The sequence below is a fragment of the Arthrobacter sp. P1_A5 genome, from assembly GCF_056406825.1.
Genome location: NZ_JBFTZL010000028.1, coordinates 1 through 20,695, shown reverse-complemented (window position 1 = coordinate 20,695; position 20,695 = coordinate 1). Strand labels below are relative to the sequence as shown.

18 protein-coding genes are annotated in these 20,695 nt (G+C 68.1%); 10 read left to right on the top strand and 8 right to left on the bottom strand.

The genetic code is table 11. The features are described 5' to 3' along the window. The first annotated feature begins 185 nt into the window (after positions 1 to 185). The 3 genes from AC1D1S_RS07070 to AC1D1S_RS07060 all read left to right on the top strand — a co-directional run bounded on the left by AC1D1S_RS07070 (position 186) and on the right by AC1D1S_RS07060 (position 2,923). A complete protein-coding gene (locus tag AC1D1S_RS07070) occupies positions 186 to 791 on the top strand; it encodes a malonic semialdehyde reductase (RefSeq protein ID WP_476994097.1) in 606 nt (201 codons plus the stop codon). Between the two features lie 245 nt (positions 792 to 1,036). Next, positions 1,037 to 1,606: a hypothetical protein gene (locus AC1D1S_RS07065; RefSeq protein ID WP_476994096.1), complete on the top strand. Its 570-nt coding sequence runs from the start codon at positions 1,037 to 1,039 to the stop codon at positions 1,604 to 1,606. 168 nt (positions 1,607 to 1,774) lie between these two features. Further along, complete coding sequence (locus tag AC1D1S_RS07060; protein ID WP_028275974.1) at positions 1,775 to 2,923, top strand: GGDEF domain-containing protein; 1,149 nt, start codon at positions 1,775 to 1,777, stop codon at positions 2,921 to 2,923. Position 2,924: 1 nt separating this feature from the next. Here AC1D1S_RS07060 and pgm read toward each other — a convergent pair whose 3' ends face one another. Beyond that, positions 2,925 to 4,586: a phosphoglucomutase (alpha-D-glucose-1,6-bisphosphate-dependent) gene (pgm, locus tag AC1D1S_RS07055; RefSeq protein ID WP_476945472.1), complete on the bottom strand. Its 1,662-nt coding sequence runs from the start codon at positions 4,584 to 4,586 to the stop codon at positions 2,925 to 2,927. Between the two features lie 148 nt (positions 4,587 to 4,734). On the opposite strand from pgm, the gene AC1D1S_RS07050 reads away from it, so the two are divergent. Next, the gene (locus AC1D1S_RS07050; protein WP_476994095.1) at positions 4,735 to 5,406 is read left to right on the top strand and encodes a DUF4190 domain-containing protein; all 672 of its coding nucleotides are present in this window, start codon (positions 4,735 to 4,737) and stop codon (positions 5,404 to 5,406) included. Between the two features lie 31 nt (positions 5,407 to 5,437). Here AC1D1S_RS07050 and AC1D1S_RS07045 read toward each other — a convergent pair whose 3' ends face one another. The 4 genes from AC1D1S_RS07045 to AC1D1S_RS07030 form a co-directional block, all read right to left on the bottom strand. After that, positions 5,438 to 6,292, bottom strand: coding sequence for a phosphotransferase (locus tag AC1D1S_RS07045; RefSeq protein ID WP_476994094.1), 855 nt, complete (start codon positions 6,290 to 6,292; stop codon positions 5,438 to 5,440). Positions 6,293 to 6,296: 4 nt separating this feature from the next. Beyond that, positions 6,297 to 7,802, bottom strand: a complete 1,506-nt coding sequence (locus AC1D1S_RS07040; protein ID WP_216699111.1) for a peptide MFS transporter — start codon at positions 7,800 to 7,802, stop codon at positions 6,297 to 6,299. 137 nt (positions 7,803 to 7,939) lie between these two features. Then, complete coding sequence (locus AC1D1S_RS07035; RefSeq protein WP_476994093.1) at positions 7,940 to 9,073, bottom strand: alcohol dehydrogenase catalytic domain-containing protein; 1,134 nt, start codon at positions 9,071 to 9,073, stop codon at positions 7,940 to 7,942. 536 nt (positions 9,074 to 9,609) lie between these two features. Continuing rightward, the gene (locus AC1D1S_RS07030; RefSeq protein WP_476994092.1) at positions 9,610 to 11,085 is read right to left on the bottom strand and encodes an amidase; all 1,476 of its coding nucleotides are present in this window, start codon (positions 11,083 to 11,085) and stop codon (positions 9,610 to 9,612) included. A 288-nt stretch (positions 11,086 to 11,373) separates the two neighbouring features. On the opposite strand from AC1D1S_RS07030, the gene AC1D1S_RS07025 reads away from it, so the two are divergent. The 3 genes from AC1D1S_RS07025 (at position 11,374) to AC1D1S_RS07015 (ending at position 13,018) form a co-directional block, all read left to right on the top strand. Next, complete coding sequence (locus AC1D1S_RS07025; protein WP_476994091.1) at positions 11,374 to 11,700, top strand: rhodanese-like domain-containing protein; 327 nt, start codon at positions 11,374 to 11,376, stop codon at positions 11,698 to 11,700. 18 nt (positions 11,701 to 11,718) lie between these two features. Beyond that, positions 11,719 to 12,702, top strand: coding sequence for a prephenate dehydratase (gene pheA, locus AC1D1S_RS07020; protein ID WP_243178298.1), 984 nt, complete (start codon positions 11,719 to 11,721; stop codon positions 12,700 to 12,702). Between the two features lie 94 nt (positions 12,703 to 12,796). Further along, a complete protein-coding gene (locus AC1D1S_RS07015; protein WP_018774949.1) occupies positions 12,797 to 13,018 on the top strand; it encodes a hypothetical protein in 222 nt (73 codons plus the stop codon). 48 nt (positions 13,019 to 13,066) lie between these two features. Here the strand turns inward: AC1D1S_RS07015 and AC1D1S_RS07010 are convergent, their stop codons facing one another. After that, positions 13,067 to 14,131, bottom strand: a complete 1,065-nt coding sequence (locus AC1D1S_RS07010) for a diacylglycerol/lipid kinase family protein (RefSeq protein ID WP_028275984.1) — start codon at positions 14,129 to 14,131, stop codon at positions 13,067 to 13,069. Positions 14,132 to 14,209: 78 nt separating this feature from the next. Between AC1D1S_RS07010 and serS the strand changes: the two genes are divergently transcribed. Together serS and AC1D1S_RS07000 are read left to right on the top strand one after the other, a co-directional pair. After that, complete coding sequence (gene serS, locus AC1D1S_RS07005; protein ID WP_476994090.1) at positions 14,210 to 15,490, top strand: serine--tRNA ligase; 1,281 nt, start codon at positions 14,210 to 14,212, stop codon at positions 15,488 to 15,490. A gap of 145 nt (positions 15,491 to 15,635) precedes the next feature. Further along, positions 15,636 to 16,571 carry an HAD family hydrolase gene (locus tag AC1D1S_RS07000; RefSeq protein ID WP_476994089.1) on the top strand — a complete coding sequence of 312 codons (936 nt, stop codon included), beginning with the start codon at positions 15,636 to 15,638 and terminating at the stop codon, positions 16,569 to 16,571. 53 nt (positions 16,572 to 16,624) lie between these two features. Here the strand turns inward: AC1D1S_RS07000 and AC1D1S_RS06995 are convergent, their stop codons facing one another. After that, positions 16,625 to 17,224, bottom strand: coding sequence for a hypothetical protein (locus AC1D1S_RS06995; RefSeq protein WP_243178301.1), 600 nt, complete (start codon positions 17,222 to 17,224; stop codon positions 16,625 to 16,627). Between the two features lie 175 nt (positions 17,225 to 17,399). On the opposite strand from AC1D1S_RS06995, the gene AC1D1S_RS06990 reads away from it, so the two are divergent. Continuing rightward, positions 17,400 to 19,823, top strand: coding sequence for a phosphoketolase family protein (locus AC1D1S_RS06990; protein WP_476994102.1), 2,424 nt, complete (start codon positions 17,400 to 17,402; stop codon positions 19,821 to 19,823). A gap of 15 nt (positions 19,824 to 19,838) precedes the next feature. On the opposite strand, the gene AC1D1S_RS06985 is transcribed toward AC1D1S_RS06990, so the two are convergent. Next, positions 19,839 to 20,591: a DUF429 domain-containing protein gene (locus AC1D1S_RS06985; protein WP_243178302.1), complete on the bottom strand. Its 753-nt coding sequence runs from the start codon at positions 20,589 to 20,591 to the stop codon at positions 19,839 to 19,841. Between the last annotated feature and the right edge of the window lie 104 nt (positions 20,592 to 20,695).

Below are 20,695 nucleotides of genomic sequence, written 5' to 3'. Positions count from 1 at the left end.
CCGAGCAACTTTACCGCGCAGCATTTCCCGGCCGTCCCGTCGGGCCGGCGTGCTGCGTGCGGGGCCGATGTGCCCGAGGTCACAGGGCGCAGCGGGAAGCAGGCGTCGTCCGTTGAAGTTGCAACTATTGATAGCAGGAGACGCCGGCCGCCCAAGAGTGCGCCGGCCCAGCGAAAGGGATGCCCATGACACTCGCCCACGATGAAGCAGTAATCGAGGCAGCCGCCGTCGACGCCATCTTTGCCGAAGCCCGCACGGCGAACGCCTTCACCGGCGACGTCACCGACGAGCAGGCCCGCGCGATTTACGAACTGACGAAGTTCGGCCCCACGGCGTTCAACTCCCAGCCGCTGCGCGTTACGTACGTGCGCTCCGACGAAGCCCGCGCCACGCTTGTAGATGCGCTGGCCGCCGGAAACCGCGTCAAGACGGCATCAGCGCCGCTCGTCGCGGTCCTGAGCTACGACACCGCCTGGCAGGACCAGTGGGACGCGTTCCTTCCCGGCTACAACGCCCCCAAGGCCATGTATGACGCCGCGCCGGAACTCGCAGCGGCCACGGGCAACAACAACGCCCACCTGCAGGCCGGCTACTTCATCCTCGCGGTCCGCACCCTGGGCCTCGCGGCAGGTCCCATGACCGGTGCCGACTTCGCCAAGATCGACGCCGCGTTCTTCCCCGACGGGAGCCAGAAGAGCTTCCTGGTGGTCAACATCGGCCAGCCCGGGGCAGACGCCTGGGGCGAAGCCAAGCCGAAATTCGCCTACGAGGACGTCGTCCGCACCGTCTAACAGCCCCCGGCGCCGTTCTCCGGCACTGTCCTTCCGCGGAGGTGCCTGCGGCACTGTCCTTCCGCGGAGGTGCCTCCGGCACCATGGGGGACAGGCCGGAGGCACTCGGGATGCGATTCTGCGGTTCAGCGCAAGGCCCACATCCAGGGCCACTTCCCATTTTAGTCCGCGCCGTCGCCGCCGGCACTGTGAGTTTGCGGCGCCCGCCCGGCCCCGGAGGCGCCGCGGCGTGGCACACTTTTCCCATGCGGAACCTGATCGCGGTGGCCTTCGTGGAACCGGTAGCCGAGGGGCTCGAGTTTCCCCGGGATGACTGGCCGCTGCACCTCACCCTGGTCAAATTCGACGTGGTCAAGGCCGGCGTCGTGCAGTCCGACGTCGTCGAACCCGGCCAGGAAACCCGCGCGGAACCCGCGCCGGGCACGCCGCCGGCCGCGGGCGATCCGCTCGCCGGCCACATCGCCGCCCTCATGGCGGACCCGGTGGCCGCTGCCCTGGGCTGCCGGATCAGCGTGGGCGGCGAAGCCGGGTTCGGGCGCGCAGGGTCAATCCCGGTCAACCTGATTGAACCCAACGATGAGCTGCAGGTCCTCCACAACAAGCTGGTCCGGATCGTGGATCAGCTGCCCGGCCGGATCTCCACGCCTGCCTTCACCCTGGAGGGGTACCGGCCGCACGTCTCGCACCACGGCGACAAACGGCTCCGGCAGGGCGACACGTTCGCGCTTGACCGAATAGCGCTCGTGGACATGGCGCCCGACGGCGGGCACGCCACGCGCCGGATCCTGAAGTTGTGGACTGTCGGCCAGGCGTAGGCGCCAGAACGGCGTCTGGGGAGGGCGCGACGTCATATCCGCGACGCCGGCGCTGGATTCCTGCGGACCGGGTGCCATACTTGGGTCAACTTCGGCAGCTATTCGACGGTAATTCGAAGACGAAGTGAGTATTTAGGGCAAGTCACAGCGGACCGGGGGGACCACTAAATGATGCTTGACGCCGCGACACTGCGGGTTGCCTTGGCGCTTGTCGACCTCACACTGCTCATGCTTTTCTACTTCATTACGTTCCGGCGCACCCGGTCGCACTACAGCGGCTGGTGGTGCATGGCGCTCCTGCTGTTCCTGGTCGGCAACGCCGCGTACCTGCTGGAGGGTACAACGCAGCAGGGGTGGGCCATCCCTGCCGGCAACGTCCTGCTGGTCGCCGGTGCCGCCAGCATCTGGGCCGGCGGTCGATCCCTCCGCGCCCCCTCCCTCCGGCCTTGGCAGCTCGCGGCCGGTCCTGCCGCGACCGCCGTCGCTTCCTTCCTCGGCCACCCGGCCACCAACGTCTGGGCGGGAGGCCCGGTGTACCTGGGATTCATGGCCGTGTTGATCGGCCTGGCATCCCGGGAGCTGTTCCTGCTCGAGCGCGACTACTCGCGCGTCCACCGTCCCCTCGCCGTGGGCGCCGGCATCCTGGCCGTGTTCTACCTGGGCCGCCTCGTCGCTTTCCTGGCGAACGGACCGGACGGTGCCGTCTTCACGTCGGTGTTCGGCTCCGTCCCAATGACGGTCTTCTCGACGATCACGCTCGTGGTTGCTTCCTTCACCATGGCCGAGCTGAGCTACGAACAGCAGACCCAGGACCTCCGGGCACGGGCCACCGTGGACGGCCTCACGGGCCTGCTCAACCGTTCTGCGTTCCTGGACCTCGCCGAAAACGAACTGCGCCGTTTGCGCCGGACCGGCACCACGGCATCGATCATCCTCGCGGACTTGGACCACTTCAAGGCCATCAACGATCAGTTCGGCCACTCGGCCGGGGACTCCGCGCTGCAGGCCTTTGCCAGGGCCTGCTCCGGCACCGTCCGCTCCACCGACCTCGTGGGCCGTTACGGCGGCGAGGAATTCATCCTCCTGCTGCCTGGCGTCACGCCGGACAGGGCACGGGAAATCGCTGCCGACATCAGCGTCCGGCTCCATCAATCCGGGTCCGCAGTCATTCCCCGGCTGCCCACCGTGAGCTACGGCATCGCGTCCACCGGCGCCGGAGCGGGCAGCCTCGACGCCGCAGTGATCTCGGCCGACGCGGCCCTCTACCAGGCAAAGACGCTTGGCAGGGACCGCGCCGAGTTGGCCACCGGCGGCTGAACTACGAGATAACCCCGTCCACCAGCGCCTTCGCCTCGGCCTGGACCTGCTTGAGGTGCTCGGCACCCTTGAAGGACTCGGCGTAGATCTTGTAGACATCTTCCGTGCCGGAGGGCCGGGCTGCGAACCAGGCGTTTTCGGTAACGACCTTGAGGCCGCCAATCGCGGCCCCATTGCCCGGCGCCTCGGTCAGTTTGGCCGTGATCGTTTCGCCGGCCAGTTCGGTCGCGGTAACGTCCGACGGCGAGAGCTTGCCCAGCGCCGCCTTCTGCTCCCGGGTGGCGGCCGCGTCGATCCGGGCGTAGACGGGGTCGCCGAACTGGTCGGTGAGGCCCTTGTACAGCTGCGACGGTGATTTGCCCGTCACCGCCGTGATCTCCGAGGCCAGCAGGGCCAGCAGGATGCCATCCTTGTCGGTGGTCCAGACGCTCCCGTCCATCTTGTTAAAGGAGGCGCCGGCGGATTCCTCGCCGCCGAAGGCGCCCTCTCCGGACAGCAGCCCGGGGACGAACCACTTGAAGCCCACGGGCACTTCGACAAGTTTGCGGCCCAGGCTCTCGGCCACGCGGTCGATGATGGATGAGGAAACCAGGGTCTTGCCGATCACGGACTGCGGGTTCCAGCCGGTCCGGTGCCGGTACAGATAATCGATGGCGACGGCGAGGTAGTGGTTCGGGTTCATCAGCCCGCCGTCGGGGGTGACGATCCCGTGGCGGTCGGCGTCGGCGTCGTTGCCGGTGGCGACGTCGAAGGCTGCGGACCCGTCCGCACCAACAGACATGCGGTTGATCAGGGACGCCATCGCCGACGGCGAGGAGCAATCCATCCGGATCTTCTCGTCCCAGTCCAGCGTCATGAAAGCCCACTGCGGGTCGACGGTGGGGTTGACCACGGTGAGGTTCAGGTGGTGGCGCTCACCGATCTCGCCCCAGTAGTCCACCGACGCTCCGCCCATCGGGTCGGCGCCGATCCGGACGCCCGCCTCGCGGATCGCGTTGAGATCCAGTACCGAGGGGAGGTCGTCGACGTAGCTGCTCAGGAAGTCGAACTTGCCGGTGGTCCCGGCGGCCAGGGCCTCGGCCACCGGAATCCGCTTGACGCCGCGCAGGCCGTTTTCCAGCAGCTCGTTGGCGCGGTTGGCGATCCAGCCGGTGGCGTCGGTGTCCGCGGGGCCGCCGTGCGGAGGGTTGTACTTGAATCCGCCGTCGCCCGGGGGGTTGTGGCTGGGGGTCACCACGATGCCGTCGGCCTGCGGCGCGCCAAGGGCGGCATTGCGGTTGTGCGTCAGGATGGCGTGGCTCAGGGCAGGGGTGGGCGTGTAGCCGTGGCGGGCGTCGATGAGGACGTGCACGCCGTTGGCGGCCAGCACCTCAAGGGCGGAGTTTTGTGCGGGCTCGCTCAGGCCATGGGTGTCCTTGGCCATATAGAGGGGGCCGGTGATGCCCTGGCCTGCCCGGTATTCCACGATCGCCTGCGTGATGGCGAGGATGTGGGGTTCGTTAAAGGACGCCTTCAGGCTCGATCCACGATGCCCGGAGGTGCCGAAGGCCACCCGCTGGCCCGGGTCCGAGAGGTCCGGCGAAACGTCGTAGTACGCATCCAAAAGCGCAGTGAGGTCAACAAGGTCTTGGGGTTGGGCAACTGTGCCCGCGCGGCTAGCCATGGCACCAGCATGCCAGACGAGGGCGGGCTGCAACACGGTTTCGCGCCAAACCCGCTCCTGTGACGAAAGAAAACCCGCCAATAGGCCCGGTCCCAAGCCAACCGTGCGGCGGTACTCTGGATCCAGGGACTTCTTGAGGGGACAAGCCATGACTGAACAGCCAAAACAAGGCAAAGACGAGACCCCGGAGGGCTACCAGCCGACCCTGCGCCTCCCGGACCAGCAACCCGACGTTCCGCCGGGGCAGACACCACCCGCCGGCCAGGACCAGGGACCGTCGGCGACGCAGCAGTTCGCGCAACCCGAATCCCCGCAGCGGCCCTACCCGGGCCAGCAGCCTCACACAGGCCAGCAGCCCGACACGGGGGAGCAGCCTCACGTCGGACAGCAGCCCTACACCGGACAACAGCCCTACACCGGCCAGGCGGCACCTGACCGCGGCCAGTACTCAAGCCCGTACCCCCCGATCTACAGCCAGCCGTCCGCCCCGTATGGCCAGCCGTCGCCGTATGCCCAGCCGGGCAGCCCCAACGCCTACGGCCAGCCCGCGTACTACGGCGCGCCGCCGTCGCCCAAGAGTCTGAGCATCGCCAGCATGTGCTGCGGCATCGCCGCGCTGGTGGGATTCGGATTTTTCCTGCTCCCGCAGCTGGCCGCCGTGATTCTGGGGCACCTGGCCCTGCGGCGCGAACCGGCCGGCCGGGGCATGGCGATCGCCGGCCTGGTGATGGGTTACGTGGGCATCGCCGTGACCATCCTGGTCCTGGTCATTTTCGGACTGGTCATCGGCACCGCGCGCAACAGCGGGTACGGAGCCTAGGTCTGCCCTGTGGCGCCGGAGCCGCGCCTGGTCAGGCTGTCAGAGCAGCCACCAGGGGCTGCGCGTTGGCCTCAAGCCAAGCGCGCCGGCGGTTGATCTGGCCGCCCACGCCGTCCTGCCACATCCGCGCCCAGCCGCCGCCCAGGGCCGCGGCGTTGTGCCGCATCCGCTCGTAGCTGAGCGCCGCGGCGTCGATCCCGGCGCCGGGAACCCGGCGTCGTTCATCCTCGCTCCAGCCGTAGGCGTCGGCGAAGATGCGCAGCCGGCGGAACGGATTCTGGTCTTCCCAGCCCGGCCACGCATCTGACGGGTCGCGGAGCGGCACCCAGTGCATGGCGGTGTTGAGCGAATCGTGAAGTGCCGTGGCGGGTCCGGCGAGGTCAAAATCCACCAGTCCCGAGGCCAGGCCGTCCCGGACCACCACGTTCTGGGGTGTCACGTCCAGGTGGCAGATGAGTCCGGCGGCGTCGGTGGGGTTAGGCCGGACCGGCCGGGGCGGGAACGCGTGGGCCCGCGGCACGAAGCCGGCGGACGCGGTGTGCAGGCGCCGCACCAGGCGGGCCACGGAGGCCAGCAGTTCCTCGGACTGCACCCAGGATTCCGGCGGCGACCCGGCGCAGTCTCCCGGCACGAAGGTCAGGACGTCCCGGCCCTGCGGGTCGCGGCCGAGGAAGCGGGGGGAGCCGTCAAAACCGGCGTCGTCCAGCCAGTCGAGGTACTCGGCGACGGCGAGGGATTGCGGCTGGTGCGGGCGGCGGATGGTTCCGCCAACCCGCACCACGCCGTCGGTGACATCGCCTGCCGGCATGAGTTCGACGTCGGACGCCTCGCCGGGGGCGGGGGTGTAGACGCGCGAAGCAACCGGAACGCGATGTGCGGTGCTCATCGGGTCAGCGTACGCCGCCCATGAGCTTCTTGATCGCCGGGGAGGCGACCGCCAGGCCCACGGCCAGCAGCATTGCGGTTCCGCCGATGCCGATGAAGTAGGGCAGCTCGTCCTGCGGGTTGTACAGACCGGACAGGATACCGGCCAGGGTGGTGCCCAGGGACACGGACAGGAAGAACAGTGCCACCATCTGGGTGTGGAAGGCCTTCGGCGCCAGCTTGGTGGTCACAGACAGGCCGATGGGGGAGAGGAACAGCTCTGCAAGCGTGAACAGAAGCAGGATTCCGACCAGGGCCAGCAGAGGGGTCTTGCCACCGCCGGCCAGCGGAATGAAGGCCAGGAACGCAAGGCCCATCACGAACAGGCCGATCGAGAACTTCAGGGCCGAACCGGGCTGCTTGCGGCCGAGCCGGGTCCAGAGGGCGGCCATGATGCCGGCGAAAATGATGATGAACACCGGGTTGATGGACTGGACCCAGGCGGCAGGCATTTCCCAGCCGAACAGGTTCCGGTCCAGCTTCTCCTCCGAGTACACGGCGATGAAGGTGAACTGCTGCTGGAACAGGGCCCAGAACGCGGCGGAGGCGATGTACAGCGGGATGAATGCTGCGACCCGTCCGCGCTCGGTGGGGGTGACCTTCTTGCTGCTGAAGATCAGCGCGAAGTACAGCACCGACGCGCCGATTGCGGCGTAGGCCATGGACATGGCCAGGTTTTCGGCGTTCACCGTGCCGGTCACGAGCAGCACGGCGATGATCAGGGCGATGCCGGCGAAGACGAGGCCGTAGCGGGTGCGCTGGGCGGCCGGGAGCGGGTTCGGTACCCGGTGTGCTTCTTCGGGCAGCTTCTTGCGGCCCAGCGAGTAGATGACAAGGCCAATGGCCATGCCGACGGCGGCGGCGCCGAAGCCCCAGTGGAAGCCCTGGCTTTCCTGCAGCCAGCCGGTGACCAGCGGGCCGATCAGCGCACCGGCGTTGATGCCCATGTAGAAGATGGAGAACCCGGCGTCGCGGCGTTCGTCCTTCTCCCCATACAGGCTGCCGACGAGGGCGGTGGCATTGGCCTTCAGACCGCCGGAGCCGACGCCCACCAGCACCAGTCCGGCGATCAGGCCGGGTATACCGGGCACGAGTGCCAGCCCGATGTGGCCGGCCATGATCAGGACGGCCGCGCCGAACAGCACCCGCTCGGACCCGAAGAGCCGGTCCGCGAGCCAGGCGCCGAGGATTGTGGAGAGGTAGACGCCGCCACCGTAGGCGCCGACGAGGCCGGCCGCCAAAGCTTGTGGGATCTCAAGGCCGCCCTGGGCAGCCGTGAAGTACATGTAGTAAAGGAGGATCCCCTGCATTCCGTAGAAGGAGAAGCGCTCCCACATCTCTACGGAGAAAAGGCTGGCCAGCATCTTTGGGTGGCCAAAAAACGAGGTGTCGCCCGGTGTTTTGGTGGGGGGACGTAACGAGGGATCGCCCGGCGTTATAGCGGGGGGATTGGATAAATGAGTTGTGCTCATTTACTTAATGGTGACATTGTGACGCGCGATTGTCACATTCGAGCAGGCCCGAGGCAAGCAGCCCGGATGGTGTTTTGCCTCTCTTTCGCCTCTCTTTCCGCCGGTTTCGCGGGCGTTCCGGGCTGGGCGGTCGTGTCCTAGACGGGCTTGCCGGCGGGCTCGCCGGCGTCGAACATAATGATCTGCCGGATGGCGTGGCCGTCTGCCAGCTGGTCCATGGCCCGGTTGATATCGGCCAGGGCGATGCGGTCCGAGATCAGCTCCTCGACGGGCAGTTTCCCGTCCCGCCACAACTGGGCGTATTTCGGGATGTCGCGCGACGGGACGGCGGAGCCCAGGTAGCTGCCCACGATCGTCCGGGCTTCGGCGGTGACGGTCAGCGGTGCCAGCTGGGCGCGGGCCTCGGGGGAGGGCAGTCCGGCCGTGACGGTGGTGCCGCCGGGGGAGGTGGCGGCAAAAGCGGTCTCGAACGCGCGGGGATTTCCCGCGCACTCGATCACGAACCTGGCTTTGACCCCGGCGTCGAGGACCTGCTGCGGGGTGTATGTCTCGTGGGCGCCGAGGCGGCGGGCGTGATCGAGTTTCTGCTCCAGCGTGTCCACGGCGATGATCCGCGAGATTCCTTGCGAGACGGCGGTGATGAGCGCTGCCATCCCCACCCCGCCGAGGCCGACGATCATGATGCTGTCCTGCGGGCGGGGCCGGGCCGCGTTGAGCACCGCGCCGCCGCCGGTCAGCACGGCGCAGCCCAGCACTGCCGCAATGTCCGCGGGGATGTCGTCGTCCACCGGCACGGCGGAAGCGCGGTCCACGACGGCGTGGGTGGCGAAGCCTGAGACGCCCAGGTGGTGGTGGACGGGCTCGCCGTCGCGGCTCAGGAGCCGGGATCCGTGCAGCAGGGTCCCGTCGTTGTTGCTCTTGGACCCTGCCGTGCAGGGCAGCCGGCCGTCCTCGGCGCAGTTCGCGCAGTGCTCGCAGCGGGGCAGGAAGGACATGACCACCCGCTGGCCGGGCTGCAGGTCCGTGACGCCGGAACCGACCGTCACGATGCGGCCCGCGGCCTCGTGGCCCAGCAGCATGGGTACCGGCCGGACCCTGTTGCCGTCGACGACGCTCAGGTCCGAGTGGCAGATTCCGGCGGCCTCCATCCGGACAAGGATCTCGGTGGGCCCGGGAGCCGCCAGTTCCAGCTCGGAGATGCTGATCGGCCTGGACTCCGCGAAGGGGCGGGAGCGGCCGATTTCCTCAAGTACTGCACCGGTGATCTTCATCGATCCTCTTTCGCGGCCTGGTCGGGTTTGAGTGAACGATAGCCGCCTGCCGCCGTCAGCGTCCATTTGGGGGAGGGGGAGGTCCGACGGCGGCCGCGGGCTTGGGGTGGCTGGGGGCTTGGGGTGGCTGGTTTCCAGTGCCTCGCCGGGGGACATGCCCGTTCTTGGTGCCCGGGGGTGTGTGTTGGCTGAGTTCCTAGATGCCAGTTAGGGACATGCCCACTCTTGGCCCGGGCGTGCGTGTGTTGGTTGAGTTCCGGGGCCTCACCGGGGGACATGTCCATTTGTGGAGCCCGGGCGTGGACAAGATGGCATTATGTCCACCCGCCCAGGCCGCGGGCGGACATGTCGGTGATGAGCACTGGGCATGTCCATTGCGCGGCGTGAGGGGCGGGCGGGTCCGATACGCGTCGTGCGGAATGGGCATCTCCCGACTGGTGGAGGGCGGACATGTCCGGCGCCCGATGTGAGTTCCGGGCATGTCCCCTGCGCGGGGTCAGGAGTGGGCATGTCCCCGGTGAGTGCCGGGTCCGCGGCTAGAAGCCCAATTGGGCGGCCACCTGCAGCAGGAGCCCCTCGGAGCCCATCGGCCCGATCAGCTGGATGCCCATCGGCAGGCCGGAACCAGGAGCGCCGTCGGTCCAGTGCACCGGGATGCTGATGGCCGGCAGCCCGCAGACGTTGACCATGGATGACCACGGCGCGTACTCGCACTGCTTGCGGTAGTCGCCGTCGGCGTCGCCCGCCCATTCCGCGGCCGGCCAGTAGCCTCCGCCGTGGGTCGCGCCCGTGAACCAGCCCACGGGGCGGGGTGTCTGCGCCAGGGCCGGCGTCACTATGAGGTCCCATTGGGCGTACTGGACAATCGTGTCCTGCTGGAACTGCCGGAGGAACCCGAGGGATTCGTTGAGTTTGGCTGCACTGCGCTGCTGTGCCCGCCGGCGGAAGGTCCTGGTGAGCGGCGTCAGGAGCGCCTCGCGCTGCGGCGAGATGCGCGCGCTGCCAATGCCGGCCGTCCAGGCTGTGGTGAAAGCATCCGGGTAGCGGTTGTCGTAGCGAATCGGGGCTTCCATGGCCTCGTGCCCCGCCGCCTCCAGCCGCGAGATGCCGTCCGCGAGTGCGTCGAGCGCCTCACTGTCTGGGATGAAGGGAAACTTCGCTTGCCACGGGCTGTCGAGACTGATGCCGATCCTCAGCGGTCGGGGCTCCCTGGCGGTCAGCTCGAGGTAGCTGGCGTGCGCCCGGCCGCCCATGCCCGGACCGCCCGCACCCTGTCCGCCCGCACCCTGATAGTCCGGGCCCGGCACCAGGGCATCCAGCAGCAGCGCGGCGTCGGCGGCGGAGCGGGCGAGCGGTCCGGCAACCACGAGCTGCGCGGGATCGCCCGAGCTTTCCCCGGCCGGCACCAGCCCACGTCCGGGCTTCAACCCGACCAGCCCGCATGCCGCGGCAGGGATCCGCACGGAGCCGCCGCCGTCGGACCCTGGGGCGAACGGCAACAGCCCCGCGGCCACCGCGGCAGCGCTGCCGCCCGAGGAGCCGCCCGAACTGCGGCTGAGTGCATACGGATTGCGCGACGGCGGGGCGATCCGGTTCTCGCTGTAGGCGGTCAGGCCGAACTCCGGGACCTGTGTCTTGCCCAGCGAGAGGACCCCGGCGGCCTTGAGCGCGGCGGGAACTGCGCCGTCGGCCAGGGCCGGCTTGCGTTCCAGGGCCGCACTTCCATGCGTGGTGACGACCCCTGCCACATCCGTCAGGTCCTTGAAGGCGACCGGCATTCCATGCAGCGGGACCAAGGCGCCGCCGTTGCGGCTCCGGAGGGCGTAGCGCCGGTCAGCTGCCCTGGCGTCTTTCCGCGCCTGTTCCGCGGTGACCGTGATGAAAGCACCGAGGTGCGGGTTCTGGGCTTCGATCCGGTCCAGGAAATGATCGGCGGCGGCCCTGGCGGACAGCTCCCCGGAACGGAGCGCATCGCGGAGCTCGACGGCGGAGAGTTCGTGGATTTCAGCCAAGGAGGCGGGACTCCGGCCGTACCTGGGGCCGCGCGGGCCGGCTACCCGGGGGACATGCCCATTCCTGGGACCGGCGGAAGGACACATTTGCATCATGCCCAGCGCTCGCGGCCAAGGCGGGGCATGTCCCGTGGCGCGGGCCGCGGACCGGCCGCTCCGCGGGGTGTTCGGCAGCCATGAGGTCTCCTTTGCGGTCCCCAGAAGCGTAACGTGCCGCCAGCGGGCGTGCGGTGCCAGCGGCGGGGGATACGCTGGGATCGGAGCTTGAATTCTGCGGAAAGGGTCAACATGAGCGACTTCCAGAGCGTAAGCGTGTCTGGCATCCCCGATGGTGCCAAGATCGTGGACGTCCGCGAGGACTATGAGTGGGCTGCGGGCCACGCCGAGGGTGCCCTGCACATTCCCATGKACCAGTTGCCCTCCCGGATTGAGGAGCTGGACCCGGACGAGGACGTCTACGTCATCTGCCGCACCGGCGGCCGCTCCTTCCGGGCCACCCAGTGGCTGGTCGGAATGGGATATTCCGCCGTGAATGTGGCCGGCGGCATGGACCAGTGGGTTGAGACCGGCATGCCGCTGGTGTCCGACAACGGCCTCAAACCGGTTGTCCTGTAACTGAAGAAGGAAGAACTGATGCCCGCACCGACGCTCACCTACACATTCCTCGGACCCGAGGGCACCTTCACCGAAGCGGCCCTGATGCAGGTCCCGGACGCGGCGGAGGCCATCCGCATCCCGTCCTCGAATGTGAACACGGCGCTGGACAAGGTGCGGGACGGCTCCGCCGATGCGGCCATGGTACCGATCGAAAACTCGGTCGAGGGCGGGGTCACCGCCACCCTCGACGCCATCGCCACCGGCCAGGAACTCAGGATCCTCCGGGAGGCCCTGGTGCCCATCAGCTTCGTCCTGGTGGCCAGGCCCGGCGTGGCGCTCGGGGACATCCGGCGTGTCTCCACCCACGGCCATGCCTGGGCCCAGTGCAGGCTCTGGGTGGACGCCAATATTCCCAATGCTGAATACATCCCCGGTTCTTCCACCGCCGCTGCCGCCATGGGCTTGCTGGATGGTGACGGCGCCCACTACGACGCCGCGATCTGCGCCCCGATCGTGGCCACCGAACAGCCGGGCCTGATGGTGCTGGCGGAAAACATCGGCGACAACCCCGGAGCCGTCACCCGGTTCGTGCTGGTGGGCCGCCCGGGTGAACTGCCGGCCCCCACCGGAGCCGACAAGACCACTGTCGTGGTGCCGCTGCCCGAAGACCGGCCGGGTGCGCTGATGGAGATCCTGGACCAGTTCGCCACCCGCGGCGTGAACCTGAGCCGGATCGAATCCCGGCCCACCGGGCAGTACCTGGGCCACTATTTCTTCAGCATTGACGCCGACGGCCATGTCGCCGACGCCCGGGTGGCCGACGCGCTCGCGGGTCTTCACCGGATCAGCCCGGCCACCCGCTTCCTCGGGTCCTACCAGCGTGCCGACGGCCACCGGACCAGCGTCGCGCCGCATACCTCCGACCAGGCATTCCGCGCCGCGCATGCGTGGGTGAAAGACATACTGGGCGGCGCATCTGCTGTGCCGGAATATACCCCGGGGGCTTCGCCCAGAGCGTAGGCGAATGCCATATGGCGCACTTCCACCCCCTCCCAACTGTGCGTATGCTTGCCTGATCCATATTGGGGAATTCCCCTACGGGAGGGAGCGGGTCATGTCAGGCACCAGCACAGAAAATGACGGCCAGGGAATGATTGTCAATCCCAAGCCGACAGCTGAAAATCAGGACTGGGACGGCGACGACGCCGACCGCGCGGACCGCCTGCGCTTCGAAGAGGAGCAGGCAATGATCCGTGAGCAGTCCGAAGCCCGGGCCGCCAAGGCTGCGGCCGAGGCGAAGAAGGCGGCAGAGGCCAAGAAGGCCGCCAGCGCCTAGTCCCTCGCTCCTGGCGCGCTGCAGTGGCGCGCTCCAGCCGCCGTCGGCCTAGCGGCCTTCGGTGCCGTCCTTGACCCTCACCAGCAGGGATCCCGGGTCCACCTCGACGGTGACCATCGTGGCCTCGCCGGAAGGATCGCCGTCGACCTGGGTGGGCATCGGTTCCGGGCACCGGATAGTGATCTTGCCGCACCGGTAATAGGTCATGACCGGCAGGTCCTTCTTGTGCTTCAGGACGATCTTTGTGTACATGGCCAGCCAGCCGATCGCACTGCGCGGGCTCATCACCACCACGTCCAGCATCCCGTCATCGATCATGGCCTGCGGGATGAAGTCGATTCCCCCGGGGATCAGGCCGCAGTTCGCGAACAGGACGCTGCGGATCTTCCGGGCCTGCTCAGGCTGGCCATCCAGCGCGATGGAGACCTTCTTGCGGCGCCCCAGAAGGTGCCGGGCCCCGGCTTCCGTGTACGCCAGCCAGCCCACCGCCCTCTTCAGGCCGTCAAGGGTGTCGCTGACTACTTCGGCGTCCATGCCGATGCCTGCAATCACCAGGAACGTGTGTTGCGCTGACTCCCCGGTGAGCGAATTTTCCAGGGTGAGCCGCGCCGTATCGATGAACCGCTGGTCCCCGAACAGGGCGGCCTGCACGTTGCCGGGCAGGTCGTTGACCTCCAGATGCACATTGCGGGCCAGGAGGTTTGCGGTGCCCAGCGGGATCACGCCCATGGCGGTGTCCGTCCCGGCGAGGACCTCCGCCACTACACGCACGGTACCGTCGCCGCCGCCGGCCAGGACGACGTCGGCCCCGTAGGCCACCGCAGCCCGCGCCTGCGAGAAGCCGGGGTCCTCTGCGGTGGTTTCAAAGACGCGGGGCGCCGGCCAGCCGGCCGCCGCGCACGCTGCCTCAATCAGGCCACGGGCCTCGGCAGACTTGGCCTTGATGGGGTTCAGGACCACGGCCACCTTCTGGCGGCCCGGGCCCGGGCTGTGGGTTTCCTCCCACACGGCACTGCGGGTGTGCTTGGCCTTCAGCCGGCGCACCCCCCACCAGCTGGAGACGGCAAAGACCAGGGCCCCAGCGATGACGAGGTAGAGCAGCCAGTCGCGCATTGTGATCCAACAGTATCCCGCCAGCGCATGCAGGCCGGCTTGCCGGGCAACCGTGACCGGATTGGATACTCTTGTCTGGTGATCGACGTAAAAGACCTCAGCGAAAATCCGGACAAGTTCCGTGCCAGCCAGCGCGCCCGGGGCGCCGACGAATCCGCGGTGGACGCGATCATCGCTGGGGACTCGGCCCGGCGGGCAGCCCTGATCCGGTTCGAGAACCTGCGGGCCGAGCAGAATGCGTACGGGAAGAAGGTCGCGCAGGCCAAGGGCGAGGAAAAGCAGGTCCTCCTCGCCGAGGTCAAGGCTCTGGCGGCCTCCGTCAAAGCGGCATCGGCCGAGGCCGATCTCGTCCAGGCCGCCCAGGACGAACTCCTCCGGACCATCCCCAACCTGATCGAGGACGGCGTCCCGGCCGGCGGTGAGGACGACTACATTGTGGTCAAGACGGTGGGCGCGCCGCGCGAATTCCCCGACTTCGAGCCGAAGGACCACCTGGAGATCGGCGAGCTGATCGGGGCCATCGACATGGAACGCGGGGCGAAGGTTTCCGGTTCACGCTTCTACTTCCTGCGCGGCGTCGGCGCCCGGCTTGAAATGGCGCTGCTCCAGATGGCCATGGAACAGGCGATCGACGCCGGGTTCGTCCCCATGATCACGCCCACCCTGGTCCGCCCGGAAACCATGCAGGGCACCGGCTTTGACGTCAAGCACGACGCCGAGATCTACCGTCTCGCCGAAGACGACCTGTACCTCGTGGGCACCTCGGAGGTGGCCCTCGCCGGCTACCACGCCGACGAGATCCTGGACCTTTCGGCCGGCCCCATCCGCTATGCCGGCCAGAGCTCGTGCTACCGGCGCGAGGCGGGCTCGCACGGCAAGGACACCCGCGGCATCATCCGGGTCCACCAGTTCAACAAGGTGGAGATGTTCATCTACACCACGGTTGAGGACGCTGCCGCCGAGCACGCCCGCCTGCTGGCATGGGAAGAGGAGATGCTGGCCAAGTGCGAGCTCCCGTACCGCGTCATTGACACCGCCGCCGGCGATCTGGGCAATTCCGCGGCCCGGAAGTTTGACTGTGAGGCCTGGGTCCCCACCCAGGGCGCATACCGGGAGCTGACCTCGACGTCGAACTGCACCACGTTCCAGGCGCGCCGGCTGAACATCCGGGCACGGGTTCTGAACGAGGACGGCGCGCCCAAGGGCACGCGGGCGGTCGCCACGCTCAACGGCACCCTGGCCACCACCCGCTGGATCGTCGCCATCCTGGAGCACCACCAGAACCCCGACGGCTCCGTCAACGTCCCCGCCGCCCTGCAGAAGTACCTCGGCGGCATGACGGTTTTCCCCGTCCTCTAACCCCGGTCCCGACCCCAGCCAGGCCTCCGATGGCCGCCGGGTAAACGCCCACAACAAGGACATTATGTGGGTGTTTACCGCAAGTTCACGCCTTGCTGTGGCGTGTGTCCTAGCGGCAGTCGGGGGTCTCTGCTCTACTTGTGAGATGACAACAATGACTGAATCCTCAGTCGCCGGCAACGATGACCGGCGCACCACACACCAGAACATGACAGACCAGAACATGACAGACCAGAACACGGCGGCCCCGGCCAGCGCGGCCCGGGTGGGAAACTCCCGGAACCGAGCCGGCGACAAGATGCTGATCGCCCTGGACGTCGATGGCACCCTTGTGGACCACGACGGGCATATGTCGGTTCCTGTCCGCGAGGCCGCCCAGGCCGTGGTGGCCGCAGGCCACCACGTCATGATCGCGACCGGCCGCTCCCTCAACGCCACATTGCCCGTCATCGAACATATCGGGATCGAGAACGGTTACGCCGTGTGCTCCAACGGCGGTGTGATCCTGCGCGTCGACTCCGGACTGACCGAGGGCTACGAAATCCTCCACAAGGCAACGTTTGACCCCGGGCCGGTCCTTCGCGCGCTGCGCAAGCGGTTGCCCTCTGCCAAGTACGCGCTCGAGGACGGGGACGGCAACTTCCTGTCCACAGAACGCTTCCAGGACGCCAGCTTCGGCGTCGAAGCGGTCGGCGTCGACTTCCAGACCATGCTGGAGGCTACCGCCGTGCGCGTGGTGGTCTTCAGCTCGGAGAATACGCCCGAAGAATTCAACACCGCGATCCGCCACATCGGGCTCGCCGGCGTCACGTATTCGGTGGGCTGGACGGCGTGGCTGGACATCGCCGCTGCCGGTGTCACGAAGGCCAGCGCACTGGAACAGCTCCGCGACCGGCTCAGCATCGAAACGCACCGTACTGTCGCCGTCGGCGACGGCCGCAATGACATCGAGATGCTGACCTGGGCGCGCCGCGGCGTGGCCATGGGCCAGGCCCCCGTTGAGGTGATTGCCGCCGCTGACGAAGTGACGAAATCGGTCTACGACGACGGCGCCGCGCACGTGCTTCGCAGCCTCCTCTAAGGCCTCAAAGGCGCGGCAAACGGTCGGGCGGTTCCGAGGAGGGGCCGGGACGGCTAGCGGACGTCGAGGATGAGGCTCAGGAGCCGCGCCGCAGCGGGCCGGGCCGCGTGCTCTTCGTTCCACTGGGACCGGGCCACGGCTTTGCTCACGGCCTGGGTGGTGATCCCGAGTTCCTCTGCGACCGTCTTCTGCTGACCCCGAACCCCCGGGGTGAGCAGGTCCAGTACCCGCCATTCCGCCTGGCTGCGGTCGTGCACAATGTGGCCCAGGAGGCGCAGCACGGCTTCCGCCTCTGCGGCAAGATCGGCCAGCGGGCCCTCCACGGCCACCCGGACGCGGTCCTTGTGGTTCCGGAGACGATCCACCGCGCGCCGGGCGTAGATCAGCCCGTGCCCGGAGGCGTCCTTGATTTGGTTCGGCAGGGGTTCATTGACCGGGCCCACGCCAATGCCCACGTACCAGCTGCCGCTGCGCAGGGCGATCATGGCCGCTTCCACCGTCTGATGCGGACAGTCCAGGATCCCTTGGACCTCATCCTCAACGGAACGATCGAAATCAAGGCGCGCCGGAATGTGCCGCAGGTCCTTGAGGAGCTGCGGCACGCGGTCGCCGTCGCGCCGGCTGTCGGTTTGATTGATCGTCAGCGTGAACATTCTGGATGACACACTACCTGCTGGCACTTGCGGGGCAAGTTGCCGGCGGCCGGTGACGGACCGGGGTTGTGCCCCGTCCGCCGAACGTGTTGCGATGGACCAAATGTGCCGACGCAGGACCCACGAGGCGAGGATCCCAGTGAGCAGTGACGTGAATGGAACCACCCGCGCACAGATGCCGGCCGAGGGCCCGTCCCTGGACAATGCGGTCCTGGACCCAGGGATCCTGGACACCGCGGCCCTGGACCTGGTGGACCGCTGGTGGCGGGCGGCGAACTACGTCTCGGTGGGGCAAATCTACCTCCGGTCCAATCCGCTGCTGCGCGAACCCCTCCGCGCGGAACACACGAAGTCCAGGCTCCTTGGTCACTGGGGGACCACACCCGGACTGAATTTTGTCTATGCCCACCTGAACCGGGCTATCCGCCGGGACAGCCAGCAGATGCTCTTCATCGCCGGTCCCGGCCATGGCGGCCCCGCGGTGGTCGCCAACGCCTGGCTGGAGGGGACCTATTCGGAAATTTACGGCCACGTTGGTAACGACGAAGCCGGCCTGTCCGAGCTGTTCAGGCAGTTCTCCTACCCCGGCGGCATTCCAAGCCACGCCGCCCCGGAGACCCCCGGTTCGATCAGCGAAGGCGGCGAGCTCGGCTACTCGCTGGCACACGCGTATGGGTCTGTCTTCGACAACCCGGACCTGATCACGGCCGTCGTCATCGGTGACGGCGAAGCCGAGACCGGGCCGCTGGCTGCCAGCTGGCATTCGCACAACTTCCTTAACCCGGCGGCCGACGGCGCTGTGCTGCCCATCCTGCACCTCAACGGTTACAAGATCGCCAACCCCACGATTTTGGCCCGTATGCCCGAGGCCCAGCTGGAACAGCTGCTGCGCGGCTACGGGCACGTCCCCCATTTCGTCACCGTGGCCGATCCGGCCGACACAGCCGCGGCGCACCGGGATTTCGCGGCCGCACTGGACGCCTGCCTGGCCGGGATCCGGACCATCCAGCAGCGCCACCGCAGCGGCACTGCGCAGGACGGCACTGCGCAGGACGGTGCTGCGCAGTGGCCCATGATCGTGCTCCGTTCGCCCAAGGGCTGGACCGGGCCCAAGACGGTGGACGGGGAGCAGGTGGAGGGCACCTGGCGCAGCCACCAGGTTCCGCTGAACGAGGTCCGCACCAATCCTGGGCACCTGAGCCAGCTGCAGCAGTGGCTCGAGTCCTACCGGCCGGCGGAACTCTTCGACGATCGCGGACGCCTGAGGCCGGAGACGGCCAGGAACGCCCCGGCCGGTGCGCTGCGGATGAGCGCAACCCCCCATGCCAACGGCGGGATCCTGCTGCGCCCGCTCAACCTGCCGGACTACCGCCGGCACGCCGTCGACGTCGCCGAGCCCGGCATCGAAAGGATCAGCCCCATGGTGACGCTCGGCCCCTGGCTGCGCGACGTCATTGCGCTGAACCCCGAGACCTTCCGGCTCTTCGGCCCCGACGAGACGGCATCGAACCGGCTGCAGGGCGTCTACGAGGCCACCGACAAGGTCTGGCAGTACAGGATTGATGCGCTGGATGAGCATATTGCCCGCGCCGGGCGGGTAATGGAAGTCCTCAGCGAACACCTCTGCCAGGGCTGGCTGGAGGGATATCTGCTGACGGGACGGCACGGGGTGTTCAACTGCTACGAGGCGTTCATTCACATCATCGATTCGATGTTCAACCAGCACGCCAAATGGCTCAAAGTCCACCGGCAGCTGCCGTGGCGCCAGCCCGTGGCCTCACTGAACTACCTCTTGTCCTCCCACGTGTGGCAGCAGGACCACAACGGCTTTTCGCACCAGGATCCCGGCTTCATCGACCACGCCGTGAACAAGAAGGCCGAAATCATCCGGGTCTACCTGCCCCCGGACGCCAACACGCTTCTGGCCGTGATGGAGCATTGCCTGGCCTCCCGCGACTACGTCAACATCGTGGTCAGCGGCAAGCAGCCCTCGCCAACCTGGCTCGGGCCTGACGCGGCCTCGCACCATTGCCGCCGGGGCCTGGGCATCTGGGAGTTCGCCGGCTCCGAAGTCGCCGGTGAGGAGCCCGACGTCGTCCTTGCCTGCGCCGGCGACGTCCCCACGGTCGAAACCGTCGCCGCGGCCGAGCTCCTGAAGCAGGGGGCGCCCGGGCTGAAAGTGCGGGTGGTCAACGTCGTGGACCTCATGCGGCTCCAGGACGCCAGCGAGCACCCGCACGGGCTGACGGCCCGGGACTTCGACGGCATCTTCACGGCGGACAAACCGGTGATCTTCGCCTATCACGGCTACCCTGCGCTGATCCACCGGCTCACCTACCGGCGCACCAACCGGGAGGGCCTGCATGTTCGCGGCTACAAGGAGGAAGGCACCACCACGACCCCCTTCGACATGGCCATGCTGAACGGAATCGACCGCTTCCAGCTGGCAATTGACGCGATCGACCGGGTCCCCGGACTGGCCGGGAGGCACTCGCTGCTGCGCCAGTCCCTGCAGGACAGCCGCATGCGGGCCCGCGACCACACCCGGCAGTACGGTGAGGACCCGGCGGAGATCAGCAGCTGGTCGCTGCGGATTTGAGCAGTGCCCGCCGGGCTAGCCCGGGAGCTCCTGCAGCCCGCCCCGGGGCAGATGGATCCAGCCTTCGGTCAAGGCAGCCGCGGCGTGCCCGGGCCCGGGCCGCAGCGTCGCGCCGACGGCGACGGCCCGCGCGGACAGGGCGGCGATGAGGGCATCGAACATGTCATCGGACGCCGCAAGATCGGCCCGGTACTCCGCCAGGTCCAGCCACGGCGCCTTCACGGCCAGATCCGCCACCGCTGAGGACAGCTTTTCCGCCTCCGGCGCCCCGCGCCCCTTGTAGCCGCGGGCATGGATCCCCCAGAGTTTCAGCGACGCCGCCGGGTACACCTCGGCAAGCCGGCCGCTGCCGTCCCTGGCCTGCGGCCCGTACTCCTTTGCGATCTTCGCCTGGATCACCGCGCAACGCATCGCCGGGTGGGCCAGCCGGTCCGCGGAGACGCTGAGCGGGATCAGGCCGGTGCTGCCGGTGACGAAACGGTCGGTGTCGCGGTAGGCGAGCAGCCGGCGGCCCTCGATCCCGTCATGGTCCAGCACTGGATGTGGTTCAAAGCTCAGGTGCCCGGCGATGAAGGGAAGAAACGCGTCCGGCCAGCCCAGCGGGGAATCGATCCCCGTCATGGCGCTGGTGCCGAAGAGGCGGAGGATCTCCTCGTCGCCCACGTCCAACGACAGATGCGCCAGGCGCGCCGCGCCGTGATCCCATTCGATGACGGCCGCTGCCGTCTTCTTCGCGGCGGCAGCGAGGTCGACGCCGAGAGTCCGCATCACCGCGCCCCAGCCACTTGACTGAACGCCGATCGAAAAACGCCCAACAAAAACGCGGGGTCACGTACCGCCCGTTCCGGAACCCCGGATGGGCGGTACGTGAC

What these genes read in the sequence shown, in the direction of transcription:
- AC1D1S_RS06990 (WP_476994102.1), top strand. Translation starts at nt 17,400, where the DNA reads ATGCCGGCCGAGGGCCCGTCCCTGGACAATGCGGTCCTGGACCCAGGG.
- AC1D1S_RS07070 (WP_476994097.1), top strand. Translation starts at nt 186, where the DNA reads ATGACACTCGCCCACGATGAAGCAGTAATCGAGGCAGCCGCCGTCGAC.
- AC1D1S_RS07040 (WP_216699111.1), bottom strand. Translation starts at nt 7,802, where the DNA reads ATGAGCACAACTCATTTATCCAATCCCCCCGCTATAACGCCGGGCGAT.
- pheA (WP_243178298.1), top strand. Translation starts at nt 11,719, where the DNA reads ATGCCCGCACCGACGCTCACCTACACATTCCTCGGACCCGAGGGCACC.
- AC1D1S_RS07010 (WP_028275984.1), bottom strand. Translation starts at nt 14,131, where the DNA reads ATGCGCGACTGGCTGCTCTACCTCGTCATCGCTGGGGCCCTGGTCTTT.
- AC1D1S_RS07065 (WP_476994096.1), top strand. Translation starts at nt 1,037, where the DNA reads ATGCGGAACCTGATCGCGGTGGCCTTCGTGGAACCGGTAGCCGAGGGG.
- AC1D1S_RS07035 (WP_476994093.1), bottom strand. Translation starts at nt 9,073, where the DNA reads ATGAAGATCACCGGTGCAGTACTTGAGGAAATCGGCCGCTCCCGCCCC.
- AC1D1S_RS06985 (WP_243178302.1), bottom strand. Translation starts at nt 20,591, where the DNA reads ATGCGGACTCTCGGCGTCGACCTCGCTGCCGCCGCGAAGAAGACGGCA.
- AC1D1S_RS07015 (WP_018774949.1), top strand. Translation starts at nt 12,797, where the DNA reads ATGTCAGGCACCAGCACAGAAAATGACGGCCAGGGAATGATTGTCAAT.
- AC1D1S_RS07050 (WP_476994095.1), top strand. Translation starts at nt 4,735, where the DNA reads ATGACTGAACAGCCAAAACAAGGCAAAGACGAGACCCCGGAGGGCTAC.
- AC1D1S_RS07000 (WP_476994089.1), top strand. Translation starts at nt 15,636, where the DNA reads ATGACAACAATGACTGAATCCTCAGTCGCCGGCAACGATGACCGGCGC.
- AC1D1S_RS07045 (WP_476994094.1), bottom strand. Translation starts at nt 6,292, where the DNA reads ATGAGCACCGCACATCGCGTTCCGGTTGCTTCGCGCGTCTACACCCCC.
- AC1D1S_RS06995 (WP_243178301.1), bottom strand. Translation starts at nt 17,224, where the DNA reads ATGTTCACGCTGACGATCAATCAAACCGACAGCCGGCGCGACGGCGAC.
- AC1D1S_RS07060 (WP_028275974.1), top strand. Translation starts at nt 1,775, where the DNA reads ATGATGCTTGACGCCGCGACACTGCGGGTTGCCTTGGCGCTTGTCGAC.
- pgm (WP_476945472.1), bottom strand. Translation starts at nt 4,586, where the DNA reads ATGGCTAGCCGCGCGGGCACAGTTGCCCAACCCCAAGACCTTGTTGAC.